The sequence below is a fragment of the uncultured Oxalicibacterium sp. genome, assembly GCF_913776015.1.
In the GTDB taxonomy this organism is placed as follows: Bacteria; Pseudomonadota; Gammaproteobacteria; order Burkholderiales; family Burkholderiaceae_D; genus Oxalicibacterium.
The window spans coordinates 14901-38883 of the sequence record NZ_CAJYMD010000070.1 but is presented as its reverse complement, the minus strand read 5'-3'; the positions used below and the strand labels follow the sequence as shown (position 1 = coordinate 38883).

Sequence of the window (23983 nt, the reverse complement as noted above, 5' to 3'; positions counted from 1 at the left end):
AATGTGAAAAACCTGGATGGCAATTCGTGTTTCATCGCGGAATGTTGGTTTACACTCCCTCGTTTGACATGCTGCCCGGAAGACTGAAATGAGTGACGCTGCCATTGATCAGGAAGGTTTCAAACGCATCCTTACCCGTAACATCACCCTGCCTCTCGCGGCAGGTGTCATTAGTGCAGGCGTATTCATCGCTCTCATCGTCTATCTGCTGACCGTACTCGAATGGGTAGAGCATACGGATCGCGTGATTGCCAATGGCAACGAAGCTAGCAAGCTCGTCGTCGACATGGAATCCGGCATGCGCGGCTTCGTCATCACCGGCGATGAAACCTTCCTAGCACCTTACGAAATTGCCAAGGCAAAAGCGATTCCTGCGGTACGCCAACTGACCACACTGGTTCAGGACAACCCTGCCCAGGTCGATCGTCTGGCGCGAATCGAAGCACTGCACAACGAGTGGAATAACTATGCGCAGCGCATGATCAATTTGCGTCGTACCGACAAGGATGTCGTAGCAATTGCAGAGATTATTCGCAGCGGGCAAGGCAAGCTACAGTTCGATGAAATGCGCCGAGAATTCCGCAACTTTCTCGATCAGGAACATGAGTTGCGCCAAGAGCGTAGCGCCCAAGCAAAGACGATTACCTTCTTCGTCGTTGCCGGCTATCTGACATTGAGTCTGCTTTTGAGCTGCATCCTGGCGTTTCGCGGACGGCGCGAACTCGTCAGCCTTGCCAATACCTATAACGACGCGATCACAAGCCACCAGGAACATGCACACATGCTCGAACAGCAAGCATGGTTGCGCACTGGACAATCGCAACTCGCCGAACAAGGCATTGGGCAAATGCCTTTACCGCAATTAGGCGGCACCGTGCTGAGTTTCCTGGGTCAATACATTCAGTCCTCTGTCGCTGCACTCTATGTGCGGCAGGATGACGGTTCCTTGCGTCGCGTTGCCAGTTACGGCTTTAGCAAGGAAAGCGACTTGATGGAGCAGGTTATTCATAGCCAGGAAAGTCTGGTGGCACAAGCCGCGAAAACGCGAGAACTGATCCGCCTCGACAATGTGCCGGACAACTATCTAAAAATTACTTCCGGACTCGGTAACAGCAAACCACGTTTCGTCATCATGGTTCCAATTCATCATGACGGCAATGTCAACGGCGTCGTGGAACTCGGTTTCCTCCACGCACCGGTGGAACGCGATATCGACTTCCTGCAACTGATGTCCGCCAACCTTGGCACTGCCGTCGAGGCAGCGCTGTACCGATTGCGTCTACAAAATCTGCTGGAAGAAACGCAGCAGCTCAATGAAGAGCTGCAGGTTCAACAGGAAGAGTTACGCACGGCAAATGAAGAACTTGAAGAACAGTCGCGTGTTCTCGAAGAATCGCAAGCCAATCTGGAAAACCAGAAGGCCGAGCTCGAACAAACCAACGAACAACTGGCGGAACAGACACTGAGCCTGGATCAGAAAAATGTTGCGTTGATTGAAGCGCGACAGGCACTCGAAGAGCGTGCGCAGGAATTGCAACGCGCGAGCCGCTACAAATCCGAATTCCTCGCCAACATGTCCCACGAATTGCGGACACCGCTGAACAGCTCATTGATTCTTGCGAAGCTGCTTGCCGACAATACGAAAGGCAACCTGAACGAGGAACAGGTCAAATTCGCCAACACGATTTATTCTGCAGGCAACGACCTGCTGAATCTGATCAACGACATTCTGGACATTTCGAAAGTCGAAGCAGGCAAGCTTGAGCTGTCACCGGAAGATATTCCGCTGCATCGTATTGCGGAAAACTTGCAGATGATCTTCGAGCCGCTCGCAACGAGCAAGCAGCTCGACTTCGAAATTCGCATCGATCGCGATACACCACTGTCGATTCATACAGATAGTCAGCGTCTGGAGCAGATCGTCAAGAATCTGCTGTCCAATGCAATCAAGTTCACCGATGCCGGCAAGGTTTCCCTTGTGGTACGTGGCGATCAAAAAGGAAATATCGAATTCGTCGTCAGCGACTCGGGAATCGGCATCACGCCCGAAGAGCAGACACTCATCTTCGAGGCATTCCGACAAGCCGACGGCACCACCAGCCGCAAATATGGTGGGACAGGTTTGGGTCTCTCGATTTCGCGCGATTTGGCAGCATTGCTTGGCGGTGGCATCACGGTCGACAGCGTCGCTGGCCAGGGCAGCACCTTCACATTAAGTTTGCCGCCAGTTTTGCCATCGCACCCGCCGGAGATTGCGCAAACGACGACTGCTGTGACGACTGCACGCACCGCCCGCTCCACGCATGACGTCAACATGCGCCCTGCTTTGCCACCTGACATGTCGTCATCTGCATCGCCTGCACCATCCGCTCCGGCATTCCCTGATGACCGCGACAAGGACAGAGGCAATGCACGCATGGTGCTGATTATCGAAGACGACGTCACGTTCTCGCGCATCCTCTACGATCTCGCTCATGAAACCGGTTATCTCTGTACCGTGGCGCACGGTGCAAGCGATGGCCTGGAAGTTGCCAGCACCTTCTTGCCAGACGCCATTCTGCTCGACATGGGGCTTCCCGATGGTTCGGGCATGACCGTATTGCAGGCACTCAAAAGCAATCCTCACACGCGTCATATTCCCGTACATATTGTTTCGGCGTCGGATCGCAAGGAAATTGCATTGCAACTGGGTGCAGTAGGTTATGTGATCAAACCGGCAACGCGCGAACAACTCAGAGATGTCTTGCAAAAGCTGGAACTGAAATTTACGCAGACCAACAAGCATGTGCTGCTAGTAGAAGACGATGAACGTCAACGTGAGAGCGTCAAGCAACTGATCATGGATGATGACGTCAAGATCACGGCTGTCGCATCGGGTGAAGAAGCACTGGCTCTGCTACGCACAACCGTGTTCGATTGCATGATCATTGACCTCAAGCTGCCCGACATGCAAGGCGAGCAATTGCTCGAGCGCATGTCGTCTGAAGAAATTTGCTCGTTCCCGCCAGTGATTGTCTACACGGGCCGCAATCTGACACGCGATGAAGAAGCCGATCTGCTCAAGTATTCGCGCTCCATCATCATCAAGGGCGCGCGTTCGCCAGAACGTCTGCTCGATGAAGTCACGCTGTTCCTGCACAAGGTGGAAGCCGAACTGTCTGCAGAAAGGCAGAGCATGCTCCGTACCGTGCGTAGCCGTGATCGCGTATTCGAGGGACGTCGCATCCTGATCGTGGACGACGATGTACGCAACATCTTCGCGCTCACCAGCGCGCTCGAGCAGCGCGGCGCGCTGATCGAAGTGGCTCGTAACGGTTTCGAGGCCATCAACAAACTCGATACCGTTGCCGATATCGACATTGTTCTCATGGACGTGATGATGCCGGGCATGGACGGACTTGAAGCGACACGCCGGATTCGTGCCGATGCACGCTTCCAGAAACTGCCGATCATCACGATTACCGCAAAGGCAATGAAAGATGATCAGGAACAATGTCTGCGTGCGGGTGCATCGGATTACATGGCCAAGCCGATCGATCTGGATCGTCTGTATTCCCTATTGCGTGTGTGGATGCCAGGTCTGGAACGTCTCTGATGCCATCAACAAACAGTATTGATATCGAGCTGCGCCTGCTGATCGAAGCAATCTACCTCAAGTACAGCTACGATTTCCGCAATTACACCGGCGCTTCTCAAAAGCGCCGCGTCTTGCATGCTCTGCCCCATTTGCGATGCGCGACCATTTCGGAACTGCAGGCGCGCGTACTGCATGATCCGGAAGCATTCATGCAATTGCTACAGTTTCTGACGATCCCTGTCAGTGAGATGTTTCGTGATCCGCTGTATTTCCTCAGCCTGCGACAAAACGTCATTCCGTTTCTGCATACTTATCCATCGCTGAAGATCTGGATTGCCGGCTGCAGCACTGGGGAGGAAATCTATTCCATGGCGATCCTGCTCAAGGAAGAAGGCTTGCTTGACCGCAGCATCATTTACGCAACCGACATCAATCCGGTATCGCTTGAAAAAGCGCGCAAAGGTGTTTTCCCCTTGGAGAAAATGCGCAGCTACACCATCAACTATCAACAAGCTGGCGGCAAGGCATCTTTTTCCGACTATTACACTGCGGGGTATGAAGCGGCGTTGTTTGATCGCTCACTGTGCGAAAACATCAGCTTTGCCGATCACAGCCTCGCTACAGATGCTGTTTTTTCCGAGACCAATCTCGTTTGCTGTCGCAATGTACTGATCTATTTCAATCGTGAATTGCAAGAGCGTGCGCTCGGCCTGTTTCACGAATCGCTGTGTCACCGTGGTTTTCTCGGCTTGGGTAGCAAGGAAAGCATCGAATTTTCCAGCCATGCGACGCGCTTCGAAGCGCTCGACAAAGCGCAACGCATCTACCGGAAAATCTGATCATGACAACCATCCAGTCACTCAGAGCTGAGGCAGTCGATGCCATCGTGATCGGTGCTTCGGCTGGTGGTATCGATGCCTTATTGCAGCTATTCGATCAGCTCCCAGCAAGCTTTTCGTTGCCCATCGTGATCGTGTTGCATTTGCGGGACGATCGAGATAGCCGCCTCGCCGAACTATTCGCGCAACGCGTCGTCCTGCCAGTGCGCCAGGCACAGGACAAGGAACCCGTGACACCAGGTGTCATGTATTTTGCCGCGCCGGGCTATCATCTGTCGATCGAACAGGATCGTAGCTTTTCTTTCAGCAATGAAGATCCGGTACATTTTTCTCGGCCGGCCATCGATCATCTGATGACATCAGCCGCTGATGCGTATGGACCACGCCTTGCTGGCATTCTGCTTACCGGTGCCAATGAAGACGGTGCAAGCGGTATGCAGAGTATCAAGCAGGCTGGTGGCATAACCATCGTGCAAGACCCAAACGAAGCCCAAATTGCCGTGATGCCACAAGCGGCAATTGCTCTTTGTCCGCCCGACCATATCCTGCCGTTGAAAGATATTCGGCAATACTTAATCAGATTGGGACACGCCTGATGTCTACCCAGCACAACACCAAGCTTTTGATTGTCGACGATCTGCCCGAGAATCTTTTAGCACTGTCGGAAATCATCAAACAGGAAGACCGCACGATTTATCAGGCTACGTCCGGCGAAGAAGCACTCTTCCTTCTGCTTGAGCATGAGTTCGCGCTGGCGATTCTGGACGTCACGATGCCTGGGATGGATGGCTTCGAACTGGCCGAACTGATGCGCAGCACGGAGAAAACGCGCCATGTTCCGATTGTCTTCGTCAGCGCTGCCGGCAAGGAACTCAACTATGCATTCAAGGGCTACGAGACAGGGGCCGTCGATTTTCTGCACAAGCCGCTCGACATCGCTGCCGTCCGCAGCAAGGTGAATGTCTTCGTCGCGCTGTATCAGCAGCGCAACCAGGTACGTCATCAACTTGAAGCATTGGAAAAAAGCCAACAGGAATTGCACGCCACGCAGGTCGAATTGCAACGCTCGCTACGCATGCGCGACGAATTCATGTCGATGGTGGCACATGAATTGCGCACGCCGCTCAATACGCTGTTTCTGGAAACCCAGATGCGCAAGATGCAACTGGAAAAAGGCCATATCGACGCCTTCAATGAAGACAGTCTGCAGCGCATGGTCGCGCGTGACGAACGGCAGATAAAGAGCATGGTACGACTGATTGACGACATGGTCGATGTCTCGCGCATTCGTAGCGGCAAACTGTCGATACGGCCATCGAAGAGTGAATTGTCCTGTCTACTGCAACGCATCGTCAGCGATTTGTCCCATCAGGCGGCCAATGCCGGCTGCGAAGTGACGCTCTCCGCAGAAGCAAAGGCGCATGGCGTATGGGACGAGTTTCGGGTGGAGCAAATCATCGTAAATCTGCTAACGAATGCCTTCCGCTATGGTGGTGGCAAACCGGTCCATGTGACATTACGCACGAATCACCTTGACGCAGAAATCGCGGTGCGCGATCACGGCAATGGCATTACGCTGGCAGATCAGCATCGTATTTTTGAACCGTTTGAACGTGCCAATACGAAAATCGGTTCGGGGCTCGGGCTCGGTCTGTACATTGCCCGTCAACTAGCCGAAGCACATGACGGCACATTGGAAGTGGAAAGCGCTTATGGTGAAGGTGCCACCTTCAAATTGCGACTGCCATTTCGCAACGGACTCGAGCAGGAATAAACGCAAATATTATCTCGGCGACAAGAATAAGCTGGGTTTTTCATCCTATTCTCAAGCCGATTGCTATAATCGATCACGCCCCATCGCTTCGGCGCAATACGGTTTTCGTCATGACAATCACTTTACGTATTTTTCTTGCCCTGCTCACTCTGTCCGCTAGCACATTGGCAACCTCTGCAGAACCTGGTGAACATACGATACAGGGGCCGCAAATCGATGTGCGCCTTTCCGTCGCAGATCCTTGCCTCAACTCACGCTATGCAGACCTTTCTGCCTGCAAGGAACGTCTGACGCAACGAACCAGCGAAAAGTCCGAACTGATTCAGCTACATACCGACAACGGCGAAGTCGTACACTTCTCGCCCGGCACCTCCTACATCGTGCGCACAACCGATTTTTACTAGGACGTGTCTAGTCGTACGTCACTGTGACGGTCAACGTATCCTGATAAGTGCCAGGCACTAGTGTGTTCTGACCGGCAGCGATTCGTCCATACATGGTGGATGTGAGCGAAAGGGTTCCCAGTACGTTCAACACAATCGTCCCAGAGATCGTCGGCGCGCCAGACGTGCCATCTCCCCAAATGGTCGAGTAATTGCTGTTCGAATAAATGTTGTAGGCAAGATTGCGCGTGCCATTCTTCATGAGACGTCCGGTCATGGTGCCACTGCCAGCGTTGATTGCAATACTGTAAGGAATCAACAACCCGGCAGCCCCCGAACAGGAAAACGTCACGCTTCCATTGGCGTCCTGCAAAGCCCCGCCCAACGGATTGTAAGACCCGAACGCAATCGAGGTTGCCGAGACGCTGCAGGTACAGACGGGGGAGATGCACAGTGCCGCAGCCTGTGTGGCACCAACAGCAAGCAAACTGGCAACGATCCATTTTTTCATCATTCACTTTCCTCGCAAACAATCGTACCGAGTTCGTCCACGATTTCTGCTGCGCCCTGTAATTGCAAGTTGGCACGGCAGGTACGCGGCCCTTCTGATTGCAAATGCACCCGCAGGTCTGGACTACTGACGAAAACCTTCCCATCGAAACCGGTGATCGCATTTTTCCCCTGCCCTTGTACGCGCAGAACAGTCCCTGGCGGTAATGCCGTGCCGTCACGGTAGATCAGGCGGGCTGTGGCCGAAGCCATGCGTCGAACAGGAAAGTGAATGGCGATGCCACTGCGCATGGCTGGCGTGACGATCATATCCAGTTGATCAATTTCGGCATCGAATGGCAGATCTGCCTGATCGATGCTAAGACGATTACGCTGGTAACCACGCAATCCCGTCACGAAAGCATATCCCTGCCGCCCCGTCTTGGCGACCTGCTGATTTTCACGCAAAACATTGACATTGGCATAATCCCCAACCTTCACAACAGCAAAGCTGTCATCGATTTGCCTTGTGGGATAAAGCCCACCGTTCAACATCGCCACCGCGCCCGCGGCGCCGAGTCGGTAAGTGGTTGCGCCCTGTTCAGCGCCGGCTACACCGGCATTCAATCTGGCGTAAGCATTGTTGAGCGTACCTTGGGCACTGTAACGACGTGCGATGCCATCTTCGGCATTGATCTGATAACCATAACCAGGCCCTGCGGGACCATTGCGTTGCAGCTGTAGGGCGGTAAACGAGCGTTGGTTTTCCTTGCTGCGAATTGCCGATACGCTATCGCGTAATCCAAGTGCGTGGATAAAGCTCACCACAATCGATGTAGCACGCGCATCGCCCGATTGCCGCGTAGCGGCAATACTGATGAACGACTGCGCGCCGACACTGCGGCTATAACTCAACGTCACGATACGATTGTCCTGGTCCTGCCATGTCGTCTGCCGTGCATAACTGGCACCCAATCCGCCTCCCATAAAAGGCATACCAAACCCAAGCGCTGCCGATAGCCTGGTCGAACGACCTTCGATTTCGCCTAGTTGTCTGAAATCCCTAGTCGCATAGCGCGCCACAAGGTTACTACTGAAAGTCGGTGCCTGACGCTCGAGACTGAGACCCGAAGACCAGCCATTCGCCTGTGTGGTCCGACTACCCGCGGCCTGCAAGCCTATCGTACCGACCGTACCCAGTAACCAAGTACCACCAGCCGATAACATCTGCTGCGAACTCAGCAATTCGGCGCGCAATTCACGTGTAAAGCGCGGTGTGATACCCACTCGATCGGTTGCAGCGATAAAAGAACGTCCGTAGCGATTGCTGAAGAATCCATAGTCTTCACGAATGCTCCCAGCTTCTACCGAAAAGTCGTGCAAACCCGGTTTTAACAATGCCTGGCTTGCATAGTAGGGTTGCGTAATGATCTGCTCCCTACCCAACAGGTCACGCACCGCCATGCGTATTTCTCCTTGCCCGGTCACCAGCGGTACATTTGCCAAATCAAAAGGTCCGGCTGGTACACGGGCTTGCGATCCGTAATTGTTATTGATGTACAAATCAAGCGTGGATGGCAAAGCCGCTTCACCGCGAATCGTCGGTAGCGCCAGCGTCGAAAATCCTGGCGTCAAGCCAAAATTCGTACCCCAGCGTACCCCACCGAAACGTACTGCCCGCCCAAGCGTTCCACCATAACTGATGGCATCGCCAAGCCAGATTGACTGGCGCTTTTCAGGCATGTCGATGGTCCATGTTGTATCGAGCCGTACATTACGTTCGAATCCTTCAACCATATTGCTGCGATAAACCGAAGTGTAGGCACCTGTTCCCCACTCACCAAAGACCGAGAATCCATAGAAGCCGGAGTACGCATGCCTTCCATTGCTGTAATCGCTCTGGACGTCGTAGTTGAAAAACCCGCCGGGTGGCGATGGCGTAACGGCCGGCGACCGATCGCCAGTCAGCGCTACTTGATGAGAGACGAATGCATCGGCTCTGGCTTCGAGAATCAACGTTTGTGTGCGCGTATCGATACGCCAGCGAAGTTCAGGCAGATCGCGCAAACGAATATAAACATGCTCGTTGAAGCGCAATTCTTCGGCTGAAGAAACCGACAGATTCCATGTCAGCAAATCCGCTTTGGCAACGGCCAGATCGTTGTTTGGCAGTTGCAAGGCTTCGATCGTGTCGTCACGCAAAAGGCCATTAATTGATACGGCCAGAAAGACGATATCGACTTTCGCCATTTCCTGTCCTGCATTGGCGATACGACGGGATGGACTGCCGTTGACAATTGTTGTGAGTGTGGGCGAAGAAGATGCGGCAACGGGTTCCGTTTTTTCCGGTGACGGTGGCAACGTTATGTCATAGGCAAGCATAAGCCGCGATGGCTTTTTTTCAGGCACGGACGTCTCACTTACCGTCTGCGCGCACAGAAAAGACGATTGCAAAGACAAGATGAGCAGGCAGTGCCAGCGCATCTAGTCGCCTTTTTGCAATTCCGTCAGAATGGTTTGCGGTCCGCGATCGGTAAATACCTCCAGCGTAACCGGCATCTTCTTCAGCGGACGCGATTGCATCTGCTTGAGAGTGAATGTACGTGATTCACCAGGAAACAAGACTGCCCCCTCGGACGAACTGGCCAGCGGCACGTTGGTCGACTCTTTTGCATCATCCGCACGTACCTTGATACTACCTACCTTATAGTGCACATTGCCCCGGTTATACAAAGTCACCTGTAGGTTGTTGCGCGCATCGGATACGACTTGCCATTTTTCATCCTGCACGATCTTGTCCGGCGCAACATAGATTGGCAGACGCATTGCCACCAATACGCGAACACTGGTTCCCTGTGTCGGATCGCTCGCTACGGGTACTTCCCGCAATACAAGTCGATATGTTGCCTCCATCGATTGTTCGTTAGGCCGTCGCAAACCTACACGCACAATCTGCGTCTGCCCCGGTTCGATGGTGAACACGGCAGGGTTGACCATCACATCACTAGTCTCGCCATCCTGATCCACACCATCGATACGCTTCCATGCAATGGTTTCCGCCTGCATTGTGACAGCTTCAGGCCCGTTGTTGACGACACTGACCGTCGTGCGATTGATACTTCCACCCATCTGGATCGCAACCGGTGTAACGCCCAGATTCGCAGCCCACGACGGCGTACTAAGGAAAGCAAGGAAAATTGCCAGAATGCGCGCTGCCGTCATATCGCTGCCTTTCCTTCTCAATAAGTGATGGTGACTGTCACCGTATCGGTATAGCTACCAGGCACAGCACCCGTCAGCGAAGGCAGACGACCGTAGATGGTGAGCGATTGATTGCTGCCGGAACCGGTACCACTGACTTGACCGCTGCTGTTGCTACCGTTACCCCAGACCGTGCTACGGTTTGAATCCGAGTAGAGCTGATAGCCCAAAGTACTGGAACCATTCTGGATCGCCCGCGCGCTGAAGTTTGTCGCACCACCGGCATGGGTACCTGCATTCAGTGCCACCGTATACGGCGTGGTGTTGGTACAGGCAACGGTCAGCGTCGAAGTCGAATCCAGCGGAGTGGTCGCAGAAAAAGGATCGATGCTGTTACCGAAGTTCAATGTGGTACCCGACACGGTGCATGAACTGATCACTGTTGCCGTGACCTGAAACGTATTGTTCGCCGTTGCCGACCAGGACATACCGCTTGCAAGTGCTGCAGAGCACAGGACTGCCGCTTTCAACATGTTGGACATTGCATCCTCCTCGATTTACTGGTTACCGGGCTTGCCGGCGTCGACCAGCGACTTGATCCGGTTCAGCACGTTTTCAATACCGCTACTCTTGTCATAAAAGCCGTTGGCCCCCAGCAGCATGCTTTGCTTCCTGTACTGCTCATGCGTTTGGTTGGTCACGACAAATATTTCAGCGGTATTGCCTGAAGCACGCAGTTCCTTGAGTACGTTGAAGCCATTTCCCGGAGAGAGATTGACATCCAGGATCACAATATCCGGCTGTTTCGCGGGAATCACTTCAAGTGCGGATTGTTCGGATTCGGCTTCGCCGACCACTTCCACGCTTGACACCGACTCCAGCAAGGCAATCAGATGCTTGCGTATGACTGCAGAATCTTCGACTACGACGATTTTCATAAGGCACTCCCGATGAGTCTTCAGAATAAACATCGGAGCGCCTTTGTATAAGACGCGAACAACGACGGTGAATGACAGGTGTTTCCACCAAAAATCGTAAGGAAATCCCTACACCAATCACCTTAATTTTTTTCAGTCAGGCCGTGCTGCACACAATATTTGGTCATCTCGATCTTGTTCTTCCAACCGGTCTTTTGCAGAATGCGCGCCGTGTAGGTACTGACCGTTTTCGCAGATACGTGCATGGTTTCACCAATCTCATTGGCCCCCTTGCCCGCGGCCAGCAGCAGCATGACGCGATACTCTTGCGCAGATAGCTGCTCATGCGGCAATTGTTCCATCTGCTTGCCATCGAGGATATCGAGCAGACGATCAGCCATGCTTGGTGTGACGTAGCGTCTGCCAGCAAGAATGCGCTCGATGGCCGTCACCAATTCTTCAGCCGCCAAATCTTTGGGGACATAACCGGAAGCCCCCATCTGCAACACGCGCGCGGCATAGACGGATTCAGCGTTCAAGCTAAGAACAAGCAGCGGCACGCCTTTCGCTGCACGCAGCATGCGTGTTACGCCCTCTGTCCCGCTGACATCGGGCAAACTCAAATCAAGAACGATCAGATCGGGCCTGTCTTCTGCACAACGTTGGACGGCAGCAGTAATCGACTCGGCTTCATTGATGGTCGCATCAGGCCAGCGACCAAACAGCAACTGTTTGATACCCAGCCGCATGATGGGGTGATCGTCAACGACCAGATACTTCATTGGAACTCCTCGTCCAAGGTCAGATGGATGACGACTGTCGTTCCCTTGCTGGTGCCGGGACCAAACCGGAATGTGCCTCCGGCTAATGCAGAGCGTTCACGCATGTTGCGCACGCCGCTTGCATCGCTGCGTATGGGTTGCGGGCCGATACCATCGTCAGCAATGGAAAAACAATAGTGTTGATCCCCATCCCGGCGCCCTTCTACCTCAATGGATTCGGCATGGGCATGACGACGCACATTTGCAGCAGCTTCTTGCAGAATACGGAAAAGTTGATTGGCCTGAAGCGGAGAAAGCAACTGATCATCGCGCACAACCACGCGCATCTGCGGACCACCCTGCTTGTTGAACTGTTGCGCGTAATGCTGAAGCGCGGCAGCCAGACCGAAATCGTCAAGCAACGCAGGACGCAGCTCTGCTGAAATGCGACGTGACACATGAATACCTTCATCCAGTAGTTGCGCAAGTTCATCGAGCTTTTCTGCAGAAAAATCGGCTGCAGATTTCTTTGCGCCTAACAGCACAAGCTTGAGAGAAGTAAAAACCTGGCCCAACTGATCGTGGACCTCCCGAGCTAAACGCCTTCTTTCGGTTTCGATATTCTGGTCCTGCTCAAGAGCGAATGTCTGAATACGCTGCAACGCAGCCTGCAATTGTGCAGTCCGCTCGCCGATGCGTTCCTCGAGAGCGAGATTGGTTGTGCGCAGTTGCGTTTCGGCGATATCCCGACGGCGCTTCTCCCGTACGAGAAAAATACCGCTCAGCAAAAGCAAGAGGGCGGCACCGACACAGATTTGATAATTGAGGTTGAATGATCGACGCTGTACTTCGCGCGCCAGTTCGATATGCGCTTCACTGATGGCATTCTGATCGGCCTGCAGCAGGCTGATCTCTTGCCGAATTTCATCCATCATGCGTTTGCCTTCGACAAACAGCATGGTGTTCGCCAATAGCAATTCGCCGAGGATACGGCGTTGTTCGATCGTATAGCTCGCGTGCTCGATTCGCTCATGAACCAGTTTGTCCAGACGCTCGTGCGAGTACTTAATCGGGCGATCGTCGCTTTCCAGGACGTGGGTAAGCTTGCTGTACGTTTCGCCGAAACGCTTACGCGCTTCGTGATAAGGGGAAAGAAACGCTTCGTCACCCGTAATGATGAAACCACGCTGCCCGACCTCAACATCTTTAAGAAGCGATAAGGTCTCAGCGAGTAACGTCGTATTTTGCAAGGCGGCACTACGCGCCTCGTTATGCAGCCGTATTTGTTCGATGCTGTGCAACCCTTTTTGCGCGGTATAGATAAACGCGCATAGTCCGGCCACCAACAACAGTATTGCAATATTGGTATACGGCAGGTTTGCCACAGATCGGCCCCAACCTGCCATGGCGCCACGTAAATGAACGTGCATGTATGTCCCTTTTGTCGCCTTATATTCAGCTTCTGCGAACATCTGTAGAAGCGAATCGAGGCAGATGATCTGCCTCGAAGCACAAAAAATATTTTGGGGGGATTCCTTACCAACACCTATCCCATGTTCATGGGATATTTATCTATGAGCAACGAAGATGACACGGACGCCTACAGAAGATGGTCCAACATATCGGGACCAAATACCTCACGATGTATTTTTTGTGAAGGAACACCCGCAGTCAGCAATGCAGCCCGTTGTTCCTGCATGAATGGTAACGGACCACATAGATAAACATTCGTCACCTCCCTATTCCACTTCGGCAATCCGTTGATCTGCATGCGGCCCTGCCACGCTTGATCATCTGCTTTTACGTTTTCATAAAACACCACACTCTGCAGATTTGGCATGCGCTGCTTTGCCTTCTCTACATCGGCGCGATGCGCGTGATGTGCGGCTTCACCGGCTGCATGAGCGAAGATCACATGACGTTCGGGCTGGCGTGCCGCGATATGGTTCAACGTCGCAATCATCGGCGTAATGCCCACGCCCGCAGACAACAACACGATAGGCTCGTTGGAATCTACATCGGGGGCGAACTCACCAAACGGTTTGCTGATCGACAGCGTGCAACCGACCTCGACATTGTCATGCAACCAGTTGGAGATGGTGCCGGCCGGCGTCTCTTTTCCGGCAACCTCACGCTTGACCGAGATGCGCAAATAATCCTTGCCCGGCGCATCGGACAAGCTGTACTGACGCAATTGCTGCAAGCCACTCGGCAGCAACACACGTACACTCACATACTGGCCTGGCTGAAACGTCGGCAGCGCAGTACCGTCCGCCGATTTCAGGATGAAGGATTTGACCTGCTCGCTTTCCTCGATGATCTCTGCGACCCGCATATCAAACAGCTCACCCGGCTTGATCCCCACGCTCTCATAAAGTTTTTTCTCTGCATCGATCAATGCATCGGCCAGCAAACCATATGCTTCCGCCCATGCTGCCAACAATTCAGGCGTGGCAGCATCGCCGAGCACTTCCTTGATGGCCCCCAGCAAATGGTGACCGACGATTGGGTAATGCTCGGCCTTGATGCCAAGTGAGGCATGCTTGTGCACGATACGCGTAACCACCGGGGCCAGCGCGGCTGCATTGTCGATGTTGGCCGCATAGGCGAATACGGCCGAGGCCAGCGACTGCTGCTGCGAACCGTTGGCCTGATTACCGGAATTGAAAAGATTTTTCAGTTCAGGGTGCGCCGACAACATGTTGCGATAAAAAGTCTTGGTGATGATCAAGCCATGCTCACGCAAAACAGGAACGCTGGCGTCAATATACGGACGGGATGCTGCTGACAACATGATGACTCCTCAATTAATGCATTTTTTATGCAACATTTAAATTAACAAAAAAGCCCTTGCGGGCTTTTCCCTTTTTAAGCGGCTTCCAGTTTCTCAGCCAGGAATCGCTTGTGCATGCGCACGATCTGCTCACCGGTATTGCCAGATACCACTTCTGCCAGCGTGTAAGCATCTAGCGCCTTATAAAAGGCTTCAACCCCTTCGCGCAATACATGCCGCACGCGGCAATCGCCAGACAAACGACAACCGATACCGGCACAGTCGATCACTTCATCGTCGCCTTCCAGTACGCGCAAGATACTGCCGACACCCAAGACTGCCGGATCAGCGGCAAGCCTGATACCGCCATTACGGCCGCGCATGGCATCGATCCAGCCCATTTTGGCCAACGTACCGACGACTTTGACCAGATGGTTGTGCGGCACATCGAACTGCTGCGCCACTTCAGCCACTGTAACCGGAGAGGTGCGCGTATCCTTTGCCAGATACATCAGCACACGCAAGCCGATATCCGAAAATCTGGTCAGTCTCATTGGCCCGTCCTTTTTCGCATCACAATTTTATTTAATATGCATATTAAATGCAATATATTAGATTACCCGCCATCGCAGCCTAACAACGATGTCGCTATCACCGTTTTCCCATTTTGCGCAGTTTCCGGGCTATTATCCATGCATAAAAAAGGACAATCCTGTCCAACCCAAGGAGACCACCATGCTGCTCGGCCTGATCGGACTGTTCATCGTCTATGCCATTTCGCATTACCTGATCACCATTAACCGCCGCGATCTGTTCGCCACCATTCTGGTGATCGGGCTGCCTTTCGTCGGTCTTTACTATCTGGGCTGGATGTCTCTACTTTACTGCCTCGCTGGCGCCTACCTCGGTACCAAAGCCGGGCTCAAGAAACTGCAGCGCGACCGCCCGCTGCGCACATCGTTTTATCGCGACGACGAAGAACCGCAAAAATGATTGCTGCCGCTTGTGAGCAAACGCAATCGACTTTCATCTAGCAAGAATTCTGCCAGCAAAATGCATCAAAACGCAGGATTCTCTTCGCTCCTGCCGTTTTCTGCCGAGGCAAGACACAAACGGGTGGTGCAAGGACTGTCTATAATTGCACCATTCCGTTCTGATAGCGCCTATCCATGCCCGTTTCACTTGACCGCCTGCTCGTCGTGGGCATTTCTTCGCGCGCCCTGTTCGATCTTGAAGCGGAAGAGACAATCTTTCGCACGCAAGGACTGGAAGCTTACCGCAAACATCAGATCGAGCACGAAAATGCCATTCTGAAAGCCGGCGGAGGCTTCGCCTTGGTGCGTGCGCTGCTCAAGCTGAATGCGCTTGCACCGGATCAGCGCCTGGTCGAAGTGGTTGTCATGTCGCGCAACTCCACGGAAACCTCGCTGCGCATCTTCAACTCCATCAAGCATTATGACCTCGACATCACGCGCGCCGTCCTGTCGGGTGGCGCTTCGCTGACACCCTATCTTCGCGCCTTTAACGTCAGCCTCTTCCTTTCGCTGCATGAAGACGATGTGCAGGCGGCCATCGACTCGGGCACGGCGGCCGCCCTGCTCTACCAGAAACCCAGTAGCGCCTTCGAGGAGTTGGACCAGATTCGCATTGCATTCGACGGTGATGCAGTGATCTTTTCGGACGAATCCGAGCGCATCTATCAAACGCAGGGCATCGAGGCATTCGAGAATCATGAACGCGAGAATGCCCTCAAACCCTTGCCGGAAGGTCCATTCGCACGTTTGCTGAAGGCCATCTCCTTCATCCAGCACAACTTCCGTCAGGCTGGCGTGCAGAAGCCGCCGATTCGCACCGCGCTCGTCACTGCACGCTCATCGCCAGCGCACGAGCGTGTGATTCGTACCTTGCGCGCATGGAACATTTTGATCGACGAAACCTTTTTCATGGGCGGCGTCGCCAAATCCGATGTGCTGGCCGCCTTCAAACCGCATATGTTCTTCGACGATCAGCCCGGCCATTGCGATCGCGCTTCGACACTGGTGCAAACCGGCCGCGTACCGCTACGCGGCGAGATCAAGACCATCAAGGATCTGCCGACACCATGAAAAAAGCCGCTGTTCCCAGCGGCTTTTTTTTCACAACTTGCGTCAATCCTATTTTCAAGCGCCCTCGGTTCCCATTGCCTCCGCCACGCAAAGCGCCGTCATGTTGACGATGCGCCTTACCGTCGCCGATGGCGTCAGGATGTGCACAGGGCTCTTGCAACCGAGCAAAATCGGGCCAATCGCCACGTTGTTGCTGACCGTTGTCTTCAACAGGTTATAGGCAATGTTGGCCGAATCGATGTTCGGCAGGATCAGCAGATTGGCATCGCCCTTGAGCGGCGTATCGGGCATGACCTTTTTCAACTCGGCGTAATTCATGGCGATATCGCCGTGCATCTCGCCATCGACTTCCAGATCGGGCGACTGTTCTCGCACGAGAGCCAGCACATCACGCATCTTGCGTGCCGACTCAGAATTGAACGAACCGAAATTGGAATGCGACAGCAAGGCTGCACGCGGTGTCAGACCAAAGCGACGCATTTCTTGGGCAGCCAGCAATGTAATCTCTGCCAGTTGCTCGGCAGTCGGATTTTCATTGACGTGCGTATCGACCAGGAACAACTGTCGATCCGGCAGAATCAGGCAGTTCATCGCACCATAGACCTTGGTGCCCGGCCGTTTTCCAAGCACCTGCTCGATGTAATGCAAATGCAGGTTGTTGGTGCCGAACGTACCGCACACCATGCCATCGGCGTCGCCCTTGTGGATTGCCATTGCACCGATCAGCGTATGACGGCGACGCATTTCCAGACGCGCATATTGCTCGCTGACACCCTTGCGGCGCGTCATGTCGAGATAGGTTTCCCAGAAATCGCGATAACGCGTGTCGTACTCGGGATTGATAACGGCAAAATCGACATCGGGCTTGATACGCAAACCGTAACGTTCAATACGTTGCGCCAGCACTGCCGGGCGACCGATCAGGATCGGCTTGGCAAGGCGCTCGTCGACCACAACCTGCACGGCACGCAGCACACGCTCTTCTTCGCCTTCGGCAAAGACGATGCGCTTGCGTTCGGCAGGCGCTGCCTTCGCGATCTGGAAGATCGGCTTCATGAACGTGCCGCTGCGATAGACGAATTCCTGCAGACGATCCTGATACGCTTCCATATCCTTGATCGGGCGTGCCGCGACACCACATTCTTCGGCCGACTTGGCAACCGCCATTGCAATACGGATCATCAGGCGCGGATCAAATGGCATCGGGATGATGTAATCCGGACCGAAACTCAGGTTGGTGATGCCATAGGTGGTGGCAACGATGTCCGACTGTTCTTCCTGCGCCAGACCGGCGATCGCATGCACCGCCGCGATTTCCATTTCACGCGTAATGGTGGTGGCACCGCAATCGAGCGCGCCGCGGAAGATATAGGGGAAGCAAAGCGCATTGTTGACCTGATTCGGAAAATCCGAACGACCAGTCGCAATCACGGCGTCCGAACGCACGGCACGTACTTCGTCCGGCAGGATTTCCGGTGTTGGATTGGCCAGTGCCAAGATGACCGGTTTCGCTGCCATCGCCGCGACCATCGCCGGCTTGAGTACGCCACCCGCCGAAAGTCCGAGGAAAATGTCAGCACCGCCGATGACTTCGCCCAGCGTGCGCGCATTGGTTTTCTGGGCGAACTTCGCCTTGTCGGGATCCATCAGTTCGACACGGCCTTCATACACCACGCCACCCAGATCGGTGACGATGATGTTCTCGCGGCGGAATCCGATATCGACCAGCAATTCCAGACAAGCCAGCGCAGCTGCACCAGCACCGGAAGTCACCAACTTCGCCGTTGCTACATCCTTGCCGACCACTTTCAAGCCATTGAGAATGGCTGCAGCAACGATGATGGCGGTGCCATGCTGATCGTCATGAAACACCGGAATCTTCATGCGTTCGCGCAGATTGCGCTCAATCGCAAAACATTCCGGTGCCTTGATATCTTCAAGATTGATGCCGCCAAACGTCGGCTCCAGCGCGGCAATGATGTCGCACAACTTGTCAGGATCGGTTTCGTCGATCTCGATATCGAACACGTCGATACCGGCGAATTTCTTGAATAGTACGGCCTTGCCTTCCATCACCGGCTTGGCGGCTTGCGGGCCGATGTTGCCCAGCCCCAGCACAGCAGTGCCGTTGGTGATGACAGCAACCAGATTGCCGCGCCCCGTATAGCGGTAGGAATCTGCAGGATTGATCGCGATTTCTTCACACGCTGCCGCCACGCCCGGCGTATAAGCCAGCGCAAGATCATGCTGATTGGTGACCTGCTTGGTCGGCATCACCGCGATCTTTCCCGGCTTGGGGAATTCATGGTACTCGAGCGCCGCTTGTCTCAATTTCTGGCGCAGCTCTTCTTTCTTTTCCAGGTCCGACTCCATTGCACAACCTTTCCTGTCTTTGTAGTTATGAGAGATGAGGCAATTTGATTCTAGCAGGGTAAGCCCCTGTTTTTGCCAGCGGCCATCTTTCCACGCCATGCTTGCGCCTGCCTGACAAGATTACGTTAAATTAGATGCATATAATATGCATATTAAAAGAAGGCTTTGCTACACTCTCTGCATTAGAATGCTGCCCAAATTCGTTCTTTTCGCTCTTCATCATCTACTGCGTGCCATACGGCACACCCGGAGAATCCCGCATGAACCCCATCGTCATCATTGGCACCGGCATGGCCGGCTATACCGTCGCGCGCGAATTTCGCCGCCTGAACAAGGAAACACCACTAATGCTGATCACATCCGACAGTGGTGGCTCATATTCTAAGCCGATGCTGTCGAATGCCTTTGCACAGAAAAAGGACGCGGCCCAACTGATCATGCAAAGTGCTGAGCAAATGGCAACCCAACTCAATGCCGAGATCAAGACCGGCACGAGCGTCACGGCCATCGACACCGCCGCCAAGACCATCGACACGTCAACTGGCCCCATCAGCTATGACAAGCTCGTGCTGGCTGTCGGCGCCAAACCGATCCGCCTGGCGCTGGAAGGCGATGCTGCCGAGCGCGTACTGTCGGTCAACAATATCGATGACTATGAAGCCTTCCGTAAACAAACAGCCGCATCGCCATCGGTACGCATCGCCATCATCGGGGCTGGTCTGATCGGCTGCGAATTTGCCGACGATCTGGCTGGTGCCGGCCATGCCGTGTCAGTGATCGATCCCAACGATCGTCCGCTGGCGGCGCTGGCCGCACCAGCACTTTCCGAGGGATTGAAAGCGGCGCTGGAAAAACTCGGCGTCGCCTTCCATCTTGGCACCAGCGCGCAGAAAGTCACGCAAGGACAGAACGGTTTGCAGGTTCATCTGGCAAACGGCAGCGCCATCGAAGCCGATGTCGTGCTTTCTGCCGTCGGCTTGCGCCCCGACCTACAACTGGCACAACTGGCTGGACTCACGACCAAGCGCGGCATCGTCGTCGATACGCAGGGGCAAACCAGTGCGGCCGATGTCTATGCGCTTGGCGATTGCGCCGAATACACGTTTGCGGATGGCAGCGGCCACACCCTGCCTTACATCGCACCGATCATGACAGCTGGCCGTGCGATTGCCGCCACGCTCAATGGCGCACCAACCGGCATCGATATCAAACCCTCGCCCGTCCTGATCAAGACGCCAAGCTACCCACTGGCCCTGATCGCACCGGCACCGCACACGCTTGCCAACGGCCAGTGGACGATGGAAAACGTGGACAATCGCACCGTCTGTCGCTTCCACGATGCCGAAGGCGTGCTGACGGGCTTTGGCACGTCGCCACATGACAATGCCATTCGCCAGACGCTGCTCGGCGAACTCGGCAAGAAAAAAGAAGCGGCTTGATCCAACGTCACTCTCCCATTTATCTGTCATTGCCGAAGATTACTGAAATCGGCGGGCAGCATGGGAGATACGGTCCCCTACTGTCGAGTATTTTGCATCCATGTCAGTGCATCATCGCGGCATTGTTGAGTCCGGGTGCACCTCTACCGGCAAGCGAAAGGTAATCCGCCACCGGTAAAAGCATGGCGTGCTTCTGTACAATCACGCCATGCTTTCCGAATTCGATCTCATCGCCCGCTATTTCAAACGCCCATCCCATCGCCAGCACGCTGCACTTGGGATCGGCGACGATTGCGCGCTGCTGACGCAACATAACGGCATGCAGACCGCCGTCTCGACCGATATTCTGGTCGAAGGGCGTCATTTCTTTGCTGGCGCCGACCCGTGCATGCTCGGTCACAAATCGCTGGCCGTGAATTTGTCCGATCTGGCCGCAATGGGTGCAGAGCCGGTCGCTTTCACACTGGCATTTTCGCTGCCCGGCGTGGATGAACATTGGCTCGAACAATTTTCCGCCGGCATGTTTGCCTTGGCCGATGCGCAAGGTTGCGAACTGATCGGTGGCGACACAACCAAAGGGCCGCTCAATATTTGCATCACCGTCTTCGGCCGCGTACCGATTGGCGAGGCCTTGCAGCGCACGGCAGCAATGGAAGGCGACGATATCTGGGTTTCCGGCACGTTGGGCGATGCACGTCTGGCATTAGGTGCGCTATATGGCGACTACACGCTGGACGACTACACATTGGCTTGTGCCGCACCGCGCCTGCATATGCCGCAACCGCGCATTGCGCTCGGTCTGGCACTGCGCGGCATTGCCCATGCTGCACTCGACTTGTCGGACGGTCTGGTCGGCGATCTTGGCCACATTCTCAAGGCATCCAATGTCGGTGCAACGCTGAATGTCGATGCCCTGCCAGCCGGTCCCATGCTGGAAAAGCAGGATACCGATCGGCGTCGCCACTTCACGCTGTCCGGCGGCGACGACTACGAACTCTGCTTTACTGCACCGGCATCCCGCCGCGAAGCCGTGCTCGGTGCCGCAATGGCGGCTGGCACACCTGTCACGCGCATCGGCCGCATCGATGCCTCTCCGGGCCTGCGACTGACGGATGCCAACGAGGCACCACTGACCTTGCACGCTTCTTCCTTCGATCACTTCGCAGCACCATGACCGCTTCTCCGTCGTCAGATAAACGCTCGATTCACCCCACCTCCGTTTTCATGCGCGCCCATCCGGCACATTTGCTGGCGATGGGCTTCGGCAGTGGCTTGCCGCGCATCATGCCGGGCACCTTCGGCTCGCTGTTCGGCTGGCTGTCGTTCAATGTGCTGACATGGCGCTGGCCGGAAATCTTCACGCCGCTGACGTGGCTCGCGCTGATCATAATCGGCTTTTTCGTCGGCGTCTGGGCTTGCAATGTCACGGGCAAAAATCTGGGCGTTGCCGATCATGGCAGCATGGTATGGGACGAGATCATCGCGATCTGGCTGGTCATGCTGTTCGTCATGCCGGCCAGCACGGTGATGCAGTTGGCAGCATTCGTGATCTTCCGTTTTTTCGACATGCTCAAGCCGCCACCGATCAGACAGATCGAACGGCGCTTCAAGGGTGGTTTCGGCGTCATGATCGATGACATCGTTGCTGCCTTCCTGACCCTGCTGGTGATCGCAGTCTGGGTGCGCATCTGATCATCAAGACGCCTCCCTTTCCTATGCAGGATGCAAACTTTGAACGCATGCATGGCTGATACCGCAGTCGTTTCAACACAGGAGTACGTGATGTCTGTCATCGTGAAACTTGCAGCCGAAGTCGGCGAGGCATTGCAGCAACGTGCATGGATGCTGGCGACGGCCGAATCGTGTACCGGCGGCGGTGTGGCACAAGCGATTACCGAGATTGCCGGCTCTTCCGCATGGTTCGACTGCGGTTTTGTCACCTATTCCAACGAGGCCAAGATGCGCCTGCTTCAAGTGCCGGAACAAACACTTGCGCAACATGGCGCGGTCAGCGATCAAACCGCAGCGGCAATGTGTCTGGGCGCCATCGCCAACAGCCAGGCATCAGTCGCCATTTCCACCACCGGCATTGCCGGCCCCGATGGAGCCGTGCCGGGCAAACCCGTCGGCACCGTCTATTTCGGCTGGGCGATTGGCGATCAGGTACAGACCCAGCGCATGGAATTTGCCGGCGACCGCCAAGCCGTGCGCGAACAAAGCGTGATCCACGCGTTACAAACCCTGCTGACCTTGCTGCAACAGCAGCGCCCATGAAAAACGGCGGCCATCTTGTCGATGCCGCCGCTTTTGATTTCAGTTGCCCATCCGCTGATCTGACAAATTCAGCAGCACTTAGCTGCCCTATCCTGCGAGGTCACAGCGCTATCAGTTGCGATACTGATTGATCGCATCGCGCGTTTCCTGCGCCACGCGCCGCGCCGCCTGCGCGAAATCCTCGCCTTTTTCGGCATCCGGCTTTGCATACAGAATCGCGCGTGACGAATTGATCATCATGCCGCCGCCTGCAACCGTGCGGCCCGCTTCGACCGTCGCCTTGATATCGCCACCCTGCGCGCCAATGCCGGGAATCAACAGCGGCATGTCGCCGACGATGGCGCGTACCTGCGCCAGTTCATTCGGAAAAGTCGCCCCAACCACCAGTCCGCACTGGCCGTTCCTGTTCCACTTTTCGGCAACCATCTTCGCTACATGCTGATAAAGCGGTTTGCCGTCCACATTCAGGAACTGCAGATCGGAACCGCCCGCGTTCGAGGTACGACACAGGATGATGACGCCGCGATCTTTCCATTCCAGATAAGGCTCGACCGAATCGAAGCCCATGTAGGGATTTACCGTCACGGCATCGGCACCGTAACGCTCGTAGGCTTCGCGTGCGTACTGTTCGGCCGTCGCGCCGATATCGCCACGCTTGGCATCGAGCACGATCGGGATCGCCGGATAATTAGCGCGCAGGTAATTGCAGATTTCTTCGAGCTGTTCTTCCGCACGCAGGGCCGCAAAGTAGGCAATCTGCGGCTTGAAGGCGCAGGCAGTGGCTGCCGTGGCATCGATGATGGCCTTGCAGAACTGCACGATTGCATCCGGCTTGCTGTGCAGATGCTGCGGGAATTTGGCAGGATCGGGGTCCAGCCCAACGCACAATTGCGAATTGCTAGCGGCGGAAACGGCAGAAAGTTTTTCGATGAAGGTCTGGGACATGCTATTGGCAACGTTCGGATTTGGATGTCCGGTATTGTACCCAATGGGCACCTGCTTGCCCGCCACGAAAAGCGGCGCTGCGCTATGATGGATCGAAATCCGGTATGCCGATGTCATATGGCAGACTGCCGGA

The 23983-nt window shown here is 54.7% G+C and carries 22 protein-coding genes; 11 read left to right on the top strand and 11 right to left on the bottom strand.

What is annotated here, in order from left to right; genetic code table 11:
- The first annotated feature begins 88 nt into the window (after positions 1–88).
- The 5 genes from QZ725_RS12665 (at position 89) to QZ725_RS12645 (ending at position 6594) form a co-directional block, all read left to right on the top strand.
- Positions 89–3595, top strand: a complete 3507-nt coding sequence (locus QZ725_RS12665) for a response regulator (protein WP_293780114.1) — start codon at positions 89–91, stop codon at positions 3593–3595.
- Complete coding sequence (locus QZ725_RS12660; protein ID WP_293780111.1) at positions 3595–4416, top strand: protein-glutamate O-methyltransferase CheR; 822 nt, start codon at positions 3595–3597, stop codon at positions 4414–4416. The genes QZ725_RS12665 and QZ725_RS12660 overlap by 1 nt, the downstream gene beginning before the upstream one ends.
- Positions 4417–4418: 2 nt before the next feature.
- Positions 4419–5012 carry a chemotaxis protein CheB gene (locus QZ725_RS12655; RefSeq protein WP_293780108.1) on the top strand — a complete coding sequence of 198 codons (594 nt, stop codon included), beginning with the start codon at positions 4419–4421 and terminating at the stop codon, positions 5010–5012.
- Positions 5012–6190 (top strand): hybrid sensor histidine kinase/response regulator, encoded by a 1179-nt coding sequence (locus QZ725_RS12650; protein WP_293780105.1) that lies wholly within the window; start codon positions 5012–5014, stop codon positions 6188–6190. Before QZ725_RS12655 ends, QZ725_RS12650 begins: the two co-directional genes overlap by 1 nt.
- Positions 6191–6300: 110 nt before the next feature.
- Positions 6301–6594: a hypothetical protein gene (locus tag QZ725_RS12645; RefSeq protein WP_293780102.1), complete on the top strand. Its 294-nt coding sequence runs from the start codon at positions 6301–6303 to the stop codon at positions 6592–6594.
- A gap of 7 nt (positions 6595–6601) precedes the next feature.
- Here QZ725_RS12645 and QZ725_RS12640 read toward each other — a convergent pair whose 3' ends face one another.
- From QZ725_RS12640 to QZ725_RS12600, 9 genes are all read right to left on the bottom strand, one after another.
- A complete protein-coding gene (locus QZ725_RS12640; protein ID WP_293780099.1) occupies positions 6602–7084 on the bottom strand; it encodes a spore coat U domain-containing protein in 483 nt (160 codons plus the stop codon).
- Positions 7084–9312 carry a fimbria/pilus outer membrane usher protein gene (locus QZ725_RS12635; RefSeq protein WP_293780096.1) on the bottom strand — a complete coding sequence of 743 codons (2229 nt, stop codon included), beginning with the start codon at positions 9310–9312 and terminating at the stop codon, positions 7084–7086. Before QZ725_RS12635 ends, QZ725_RS12640 begins: the two co-directional genes overlap by 1 nt.
- 234 nt (positions 9313–9546) lie before the next feature.
- On the bottom strand, positions 9547–10284 hold the full coding sequence (locus QZ725_RS12630; protein WP_293780093.1) for a fimbria/pilus periplasmic chaperone: 738 nt from the start codon (positions 10282–10284) through the stop codon (positions 9547–9549).
- 17 nt (positions 10285–10301) lie between these two features.
- The gene (locus tag QZ725_RS12625) at positions 10302–10805 is read right to left on the bottom strand and encodes a spore coat U domain-containing protein (RefSeq protein ID WP_293780090.1); all 504 of its coding nucleotides are present in this window, start codon (positions 10803–10805) and stop codon (positions 10302–10304) included.
- Positions 10806–10820: 15 nt separating this feature from the next.
- Complete coding sequence (locus tag QZ725_RS12620; RefSeq protein ID WP_293780087.1) at positions 10821–11201, bottom strand: response regulator transcription factor; 381 nt, start codon at positions 11199–11201, stop codon at positions 10821–10823.
- Between the two features lie 122 nt (positions 11202–11323).
- Complete coding sequence (locus QZ725_RS12615) at positions 11324–11962, bottom strand: response regulator transcription factor (RefSeq protein ID WP_293780084.1); 639 nt, start codon at positions 11960–11962, stop codon at positions 11324–11326.
- Positions 11959–13413 (bottom strand): CHASE3 domain-containing protein, encoded by a 1455-nt coding sequence (locus QZ725_RS12610; RefSeq protein ID WP_293780081.1) that lies wholly within the window; start codon positions 13411–13413, stop codon positions 11959–11961. Before QZ725_RS12610 ends, QZ725_RS12615 begins: the two co-directional genes overlap by 4 nt.
- Positions 13414–13541: 128 nt before the next feature.
- Positions 13542–14735: an NO-inducible flavohemoprotein gene (hmpA, locus tag QZ725_RS12605; protein ID WP_293780078.1), complete on the bottom strand. Its 1194-nt coding sequence runs from the start codon at positions 14733–14735 to the stop codon at positions 13542–13544.
- Positions 14736–14809: 74 nt separating this feature from the next.
- A complete protein-coding gene (locus tag QZ725_RS12600) occupies positions 14810–15268 on the bottom strand; it encodes an Rrf2 family transcriptional regulator (RefSeq protein WP_293780075.1) in 459 nt (152 codons plus the stop codon).
- A gap of 181 nt (positions 15269–15449) precedes the next feature.
- On the opposite strand from QZ725_RS12600, the gene QZ725_RS12595 reads away from it, so the two are divergent.
- Together QZ725_RS12595 and QZ725_RS12590 are read left to right on the top strand one after the other, a co-directional pair.
- Positions 15450–15707, top strand: coding sequence for a hypothetical protein (locus QZ725_RS12595; protein ID WP_293780072.1), 258 nt, complete (start codon positions 15450–15452; stop codon positions 15705–15707).
- A gap of 176 nt (positions 15708–15883) precedes the next feature.
- Positions 15884–16819, top strand: coding sequence for a 5'-nucleotidase (locus QZ725_RS12590; protein ID WP_293780070.1), 936 nt, complete (start codon positions 15884–15886; stop codon positions 16817–16819).
- A gap of 54 nt (positions 16820–16873) precedes the next feature.
- Here QZ725_RS12590 and QZ725_RS12585 read toward each other — a convergent pair whose 3' ends face one another.
- The gene (locus QZ725_RS12585; protein WP_293780068.1) at positions 16874–19192 is read right to left on the bottom strand and encodes an NADP-dependent malic enzyme; all 2319 of its coding nucleotides are present in this window, start codon (positions 19190–19192) and stop codon (positions 16874–16876) included.
- A 260-nt stretch (positions 19193–19452) separates the two neighbouring features.
- On the opposite strand from QZ725_RS12585, the gene QZ725_RS12580 reads away from it, so the two are divergent.
- The 4 genes from QZ725_RS12580 to QZ725_RS12565 all read left to right on the top strand — a co-directional run bounded on the left by QZ725_RS12580 (position 19453) and on the right by QZ725_RS12565 (position 22905).
- Positions 19453–20631 (top strand): FAD-dependent oxidoreductase, encoded by a 1179-nt coding sequence (locus tag QZ725_RS12580; RefSeq protein WP_293780066.1) that lies wholly within the window; start codon positions 19453–19455, stop codon positions 20629–20631.
- A 208-nt stretch (positions 20632–20839) separates the two neighbouring features.
- Positions 20840–21805 (top strand): thiamine-phosphate kinase, encoded by a 966-nt coding sequence (gene thiL / locus QZ725_RS12575; RefSeq protein ID WP_293780064.1) that lies wholly within the window; start codon positions 20840–20842, stop codon positions 21803–21805.
- The gene (locus QZ725_RS12570; protein WP_293780062.1) at positions 21802–22323 is read left to right on the top strand and encodes a phosphatidylglycerophosphatase A; all 522 of its coding nucleotides are present in this window, start codon (positions 21802–21804) and stop codon (positions 22321–22323) included. Before thiL ends, QZ725_RS12570 begins: the two co-directional genes overlap by 4 nt.
- Before the next feature lie 90 nt (positions 22324–22413).
- Entirely contained in the window at positions 22414–22905 is a 492-nt protein-coding gene (locus QZ725_RS12565; protein ID WP_293780060.1) for a CinA family protein, read from the top strand.
- A 111-nt stretch (positions 22906–23016) separates the two neighbouring features.
- Here the strand turns inward: QZ725_RS12565 and pyrF are convergent, their stop codons facing one another.
- On the bottom strand, positions 23017–23850 hold the full coding sequence (gene pyrF, locus QZ725_RS12560; protein WP_293780058.1) for an orotidine-5'-phosphate decarboxylase: 834 nt from the start codon (positions 23848–23850) through the stop codon (positions 23017–23019).
- Positions 23851–23983 lie beyond the last annotated feature (133 nt).

Excerpts from the sequence above, each read along its gene's own strand:
- QZ725_RS12665 (WP_293780114.1), top strand. The coding sequence starts at position 89 with ATGAGTGACGCTGCCATTGATCAGGAAGGTTTCAAACGCATCCTTACC.
- QZ725_RS12660 (WP_293780111.1), top strand. The coding sequence starts at position 3,595 with ATGCCATCAACAAACAGTATTGATATCGAGCTGCGCCTGCTGATCGAA.
- QZ725_RS12655 (WP_293780108.1), top strand. The coding sequence starts at position 4,419 with ATGACAACCATCCAGTCACTCAGAGCTGAGGCAGTCGATGCCATCGTG.
- QZ725_RS12650 (WP_293780105.1), top strand. The coding sequence starts at position 5,012 with ATGTCTACCCAGCACAACACCAAGCTTTTGATTGTCGACGATCTGCCC.
- QZ725_RS12645 (WP_293780102.1), top strand. The coding sequence starts at position 6,301 with ATGACAATCACTTTACGTATTTTTCTTGCCCTGCTCACTCTGTCCGCT.
- QZ725_RS12640 (WP_293780099.1), bottom strand. The coding sequence starts at position 7,084 with ATGAAAAAATGGATCGTTGCCAGTTTGCTTGCTGTTGGTGCCACACAG.
- QZ725_RS12635 (WP_293780096.1), bottom strand. The coding sequence starts at position 9,312 with ATGGCGAAAGTCGATATCGTCTTTCTGGCCGTATCAATTAATGGCCTT.
- QZ725_RS12630 (WP_293780093.1), bottom strand. The coding sequence starts at position 10,284 with ATGACGGCAGCGCGCATTCTGGCAATTTTCCTTGCTTTCCTTAGTACG.
- QZ725_RS12625 (WP_293780090.1), bottom strand. The coding sequence starts at position 10,805 with ATGTCCAACATGTTGAAAGCGGCAGTCCTGTGCTCTGCAGCACTTGCA.
- QZ725_RS12620 (WP_293780087.1), bottom strand. The coding sequence starts at position 11,201 with ATGAAAATCGTCGTAGTCGAAGATTCTGCAGTCATACGCAAGCATCTG.
- QZ725_RS12615 (WP_293780084.1), bottom strand. The coding sequence starts at position 11,962 with ATGAAGTATCTGGTCGTTGACGATCACCCCATCATGCGGCTGGGTATC.
- QZ725_RS12610 (WP_293780081.1), bottom strand. The coding sequence starts at position 13,413 with ATGTTCGCAGAAGCTGAATATAAGGCGACAAAAGGGACATACATGCAC.
- hmpA (WP_293780078.1), bottom strand. The coding sequence starts at position 14,735 with ATGTTGTCAGCAGCATCCCGTCCGTATATTGACGCCAGCGTTCCTGTT.
- QZ725_RS12600 (WP_293780075.1), bottom strand. The coding sequence starts at position 15,268 with ATGAGACTGACCAGATTTTCGGATATCGGCTTGCGTGTGCTGATGTAT.
- QZ725_RS12595 (WP_293780072.1), top strand. The coding sequence starts at position 15,450 with ATGCTGCTCGGCCTGATCGGACTGTTCATCGTCTATGCCATTTCGCAT.
- QZ725_RS12590 (WP_293780070.1), top strand. The coding sequence starts at position 15,884 with ATGCCCGTTTCACTTGACCGCCTGCTCGTCGTGGGCATTTCTTCGCGC.
- QZ725_RS12585 (WP_293780068.1), bottom strand. The coding sequence starts at position 19,192 with ATGGAGTCGGACCTGGAAAAGAAAGAAGAGCTGCGCCAGAAATTGAGA.
- QZ725_RS12580 (WP_293780066.1), top strand. The coding sequence starts at position 19,453 with ATGAACCCCATCGTCATCATTGGCACCGGCATGGCCGGCTATACCGTC.
- thiL (WP_293780064.1), top strand. The coding sequence starts at position 20,840 with ATGCTTTCCGAATTCGATCTCATCGCCCGCTATTTCAAACGCCCATCC.
- QZ725_RS12570 (WP_293780062.1), top strand. The coding sequence starts at position 21,802 with ATGACCGCTTCTCCGTCGTCAGATAAACGCTCGATTCACCCCACCTCC.
- QZ725_RS12565 (WP_293780060.1), top strand. The coding sequence starts at position 22,414 with ATGTCTGTCATCGTGAAACTTGCAGCCGAAGTCGGCGAGGCATTGCAG.
- pyrF (WP_293780058.1), bottom strand. The coding sequence starts at position 23,850 with ATGTCCCAGACCTTCATCGAAAAACTTTCTGCCGTTTCCGCCGCTAGC.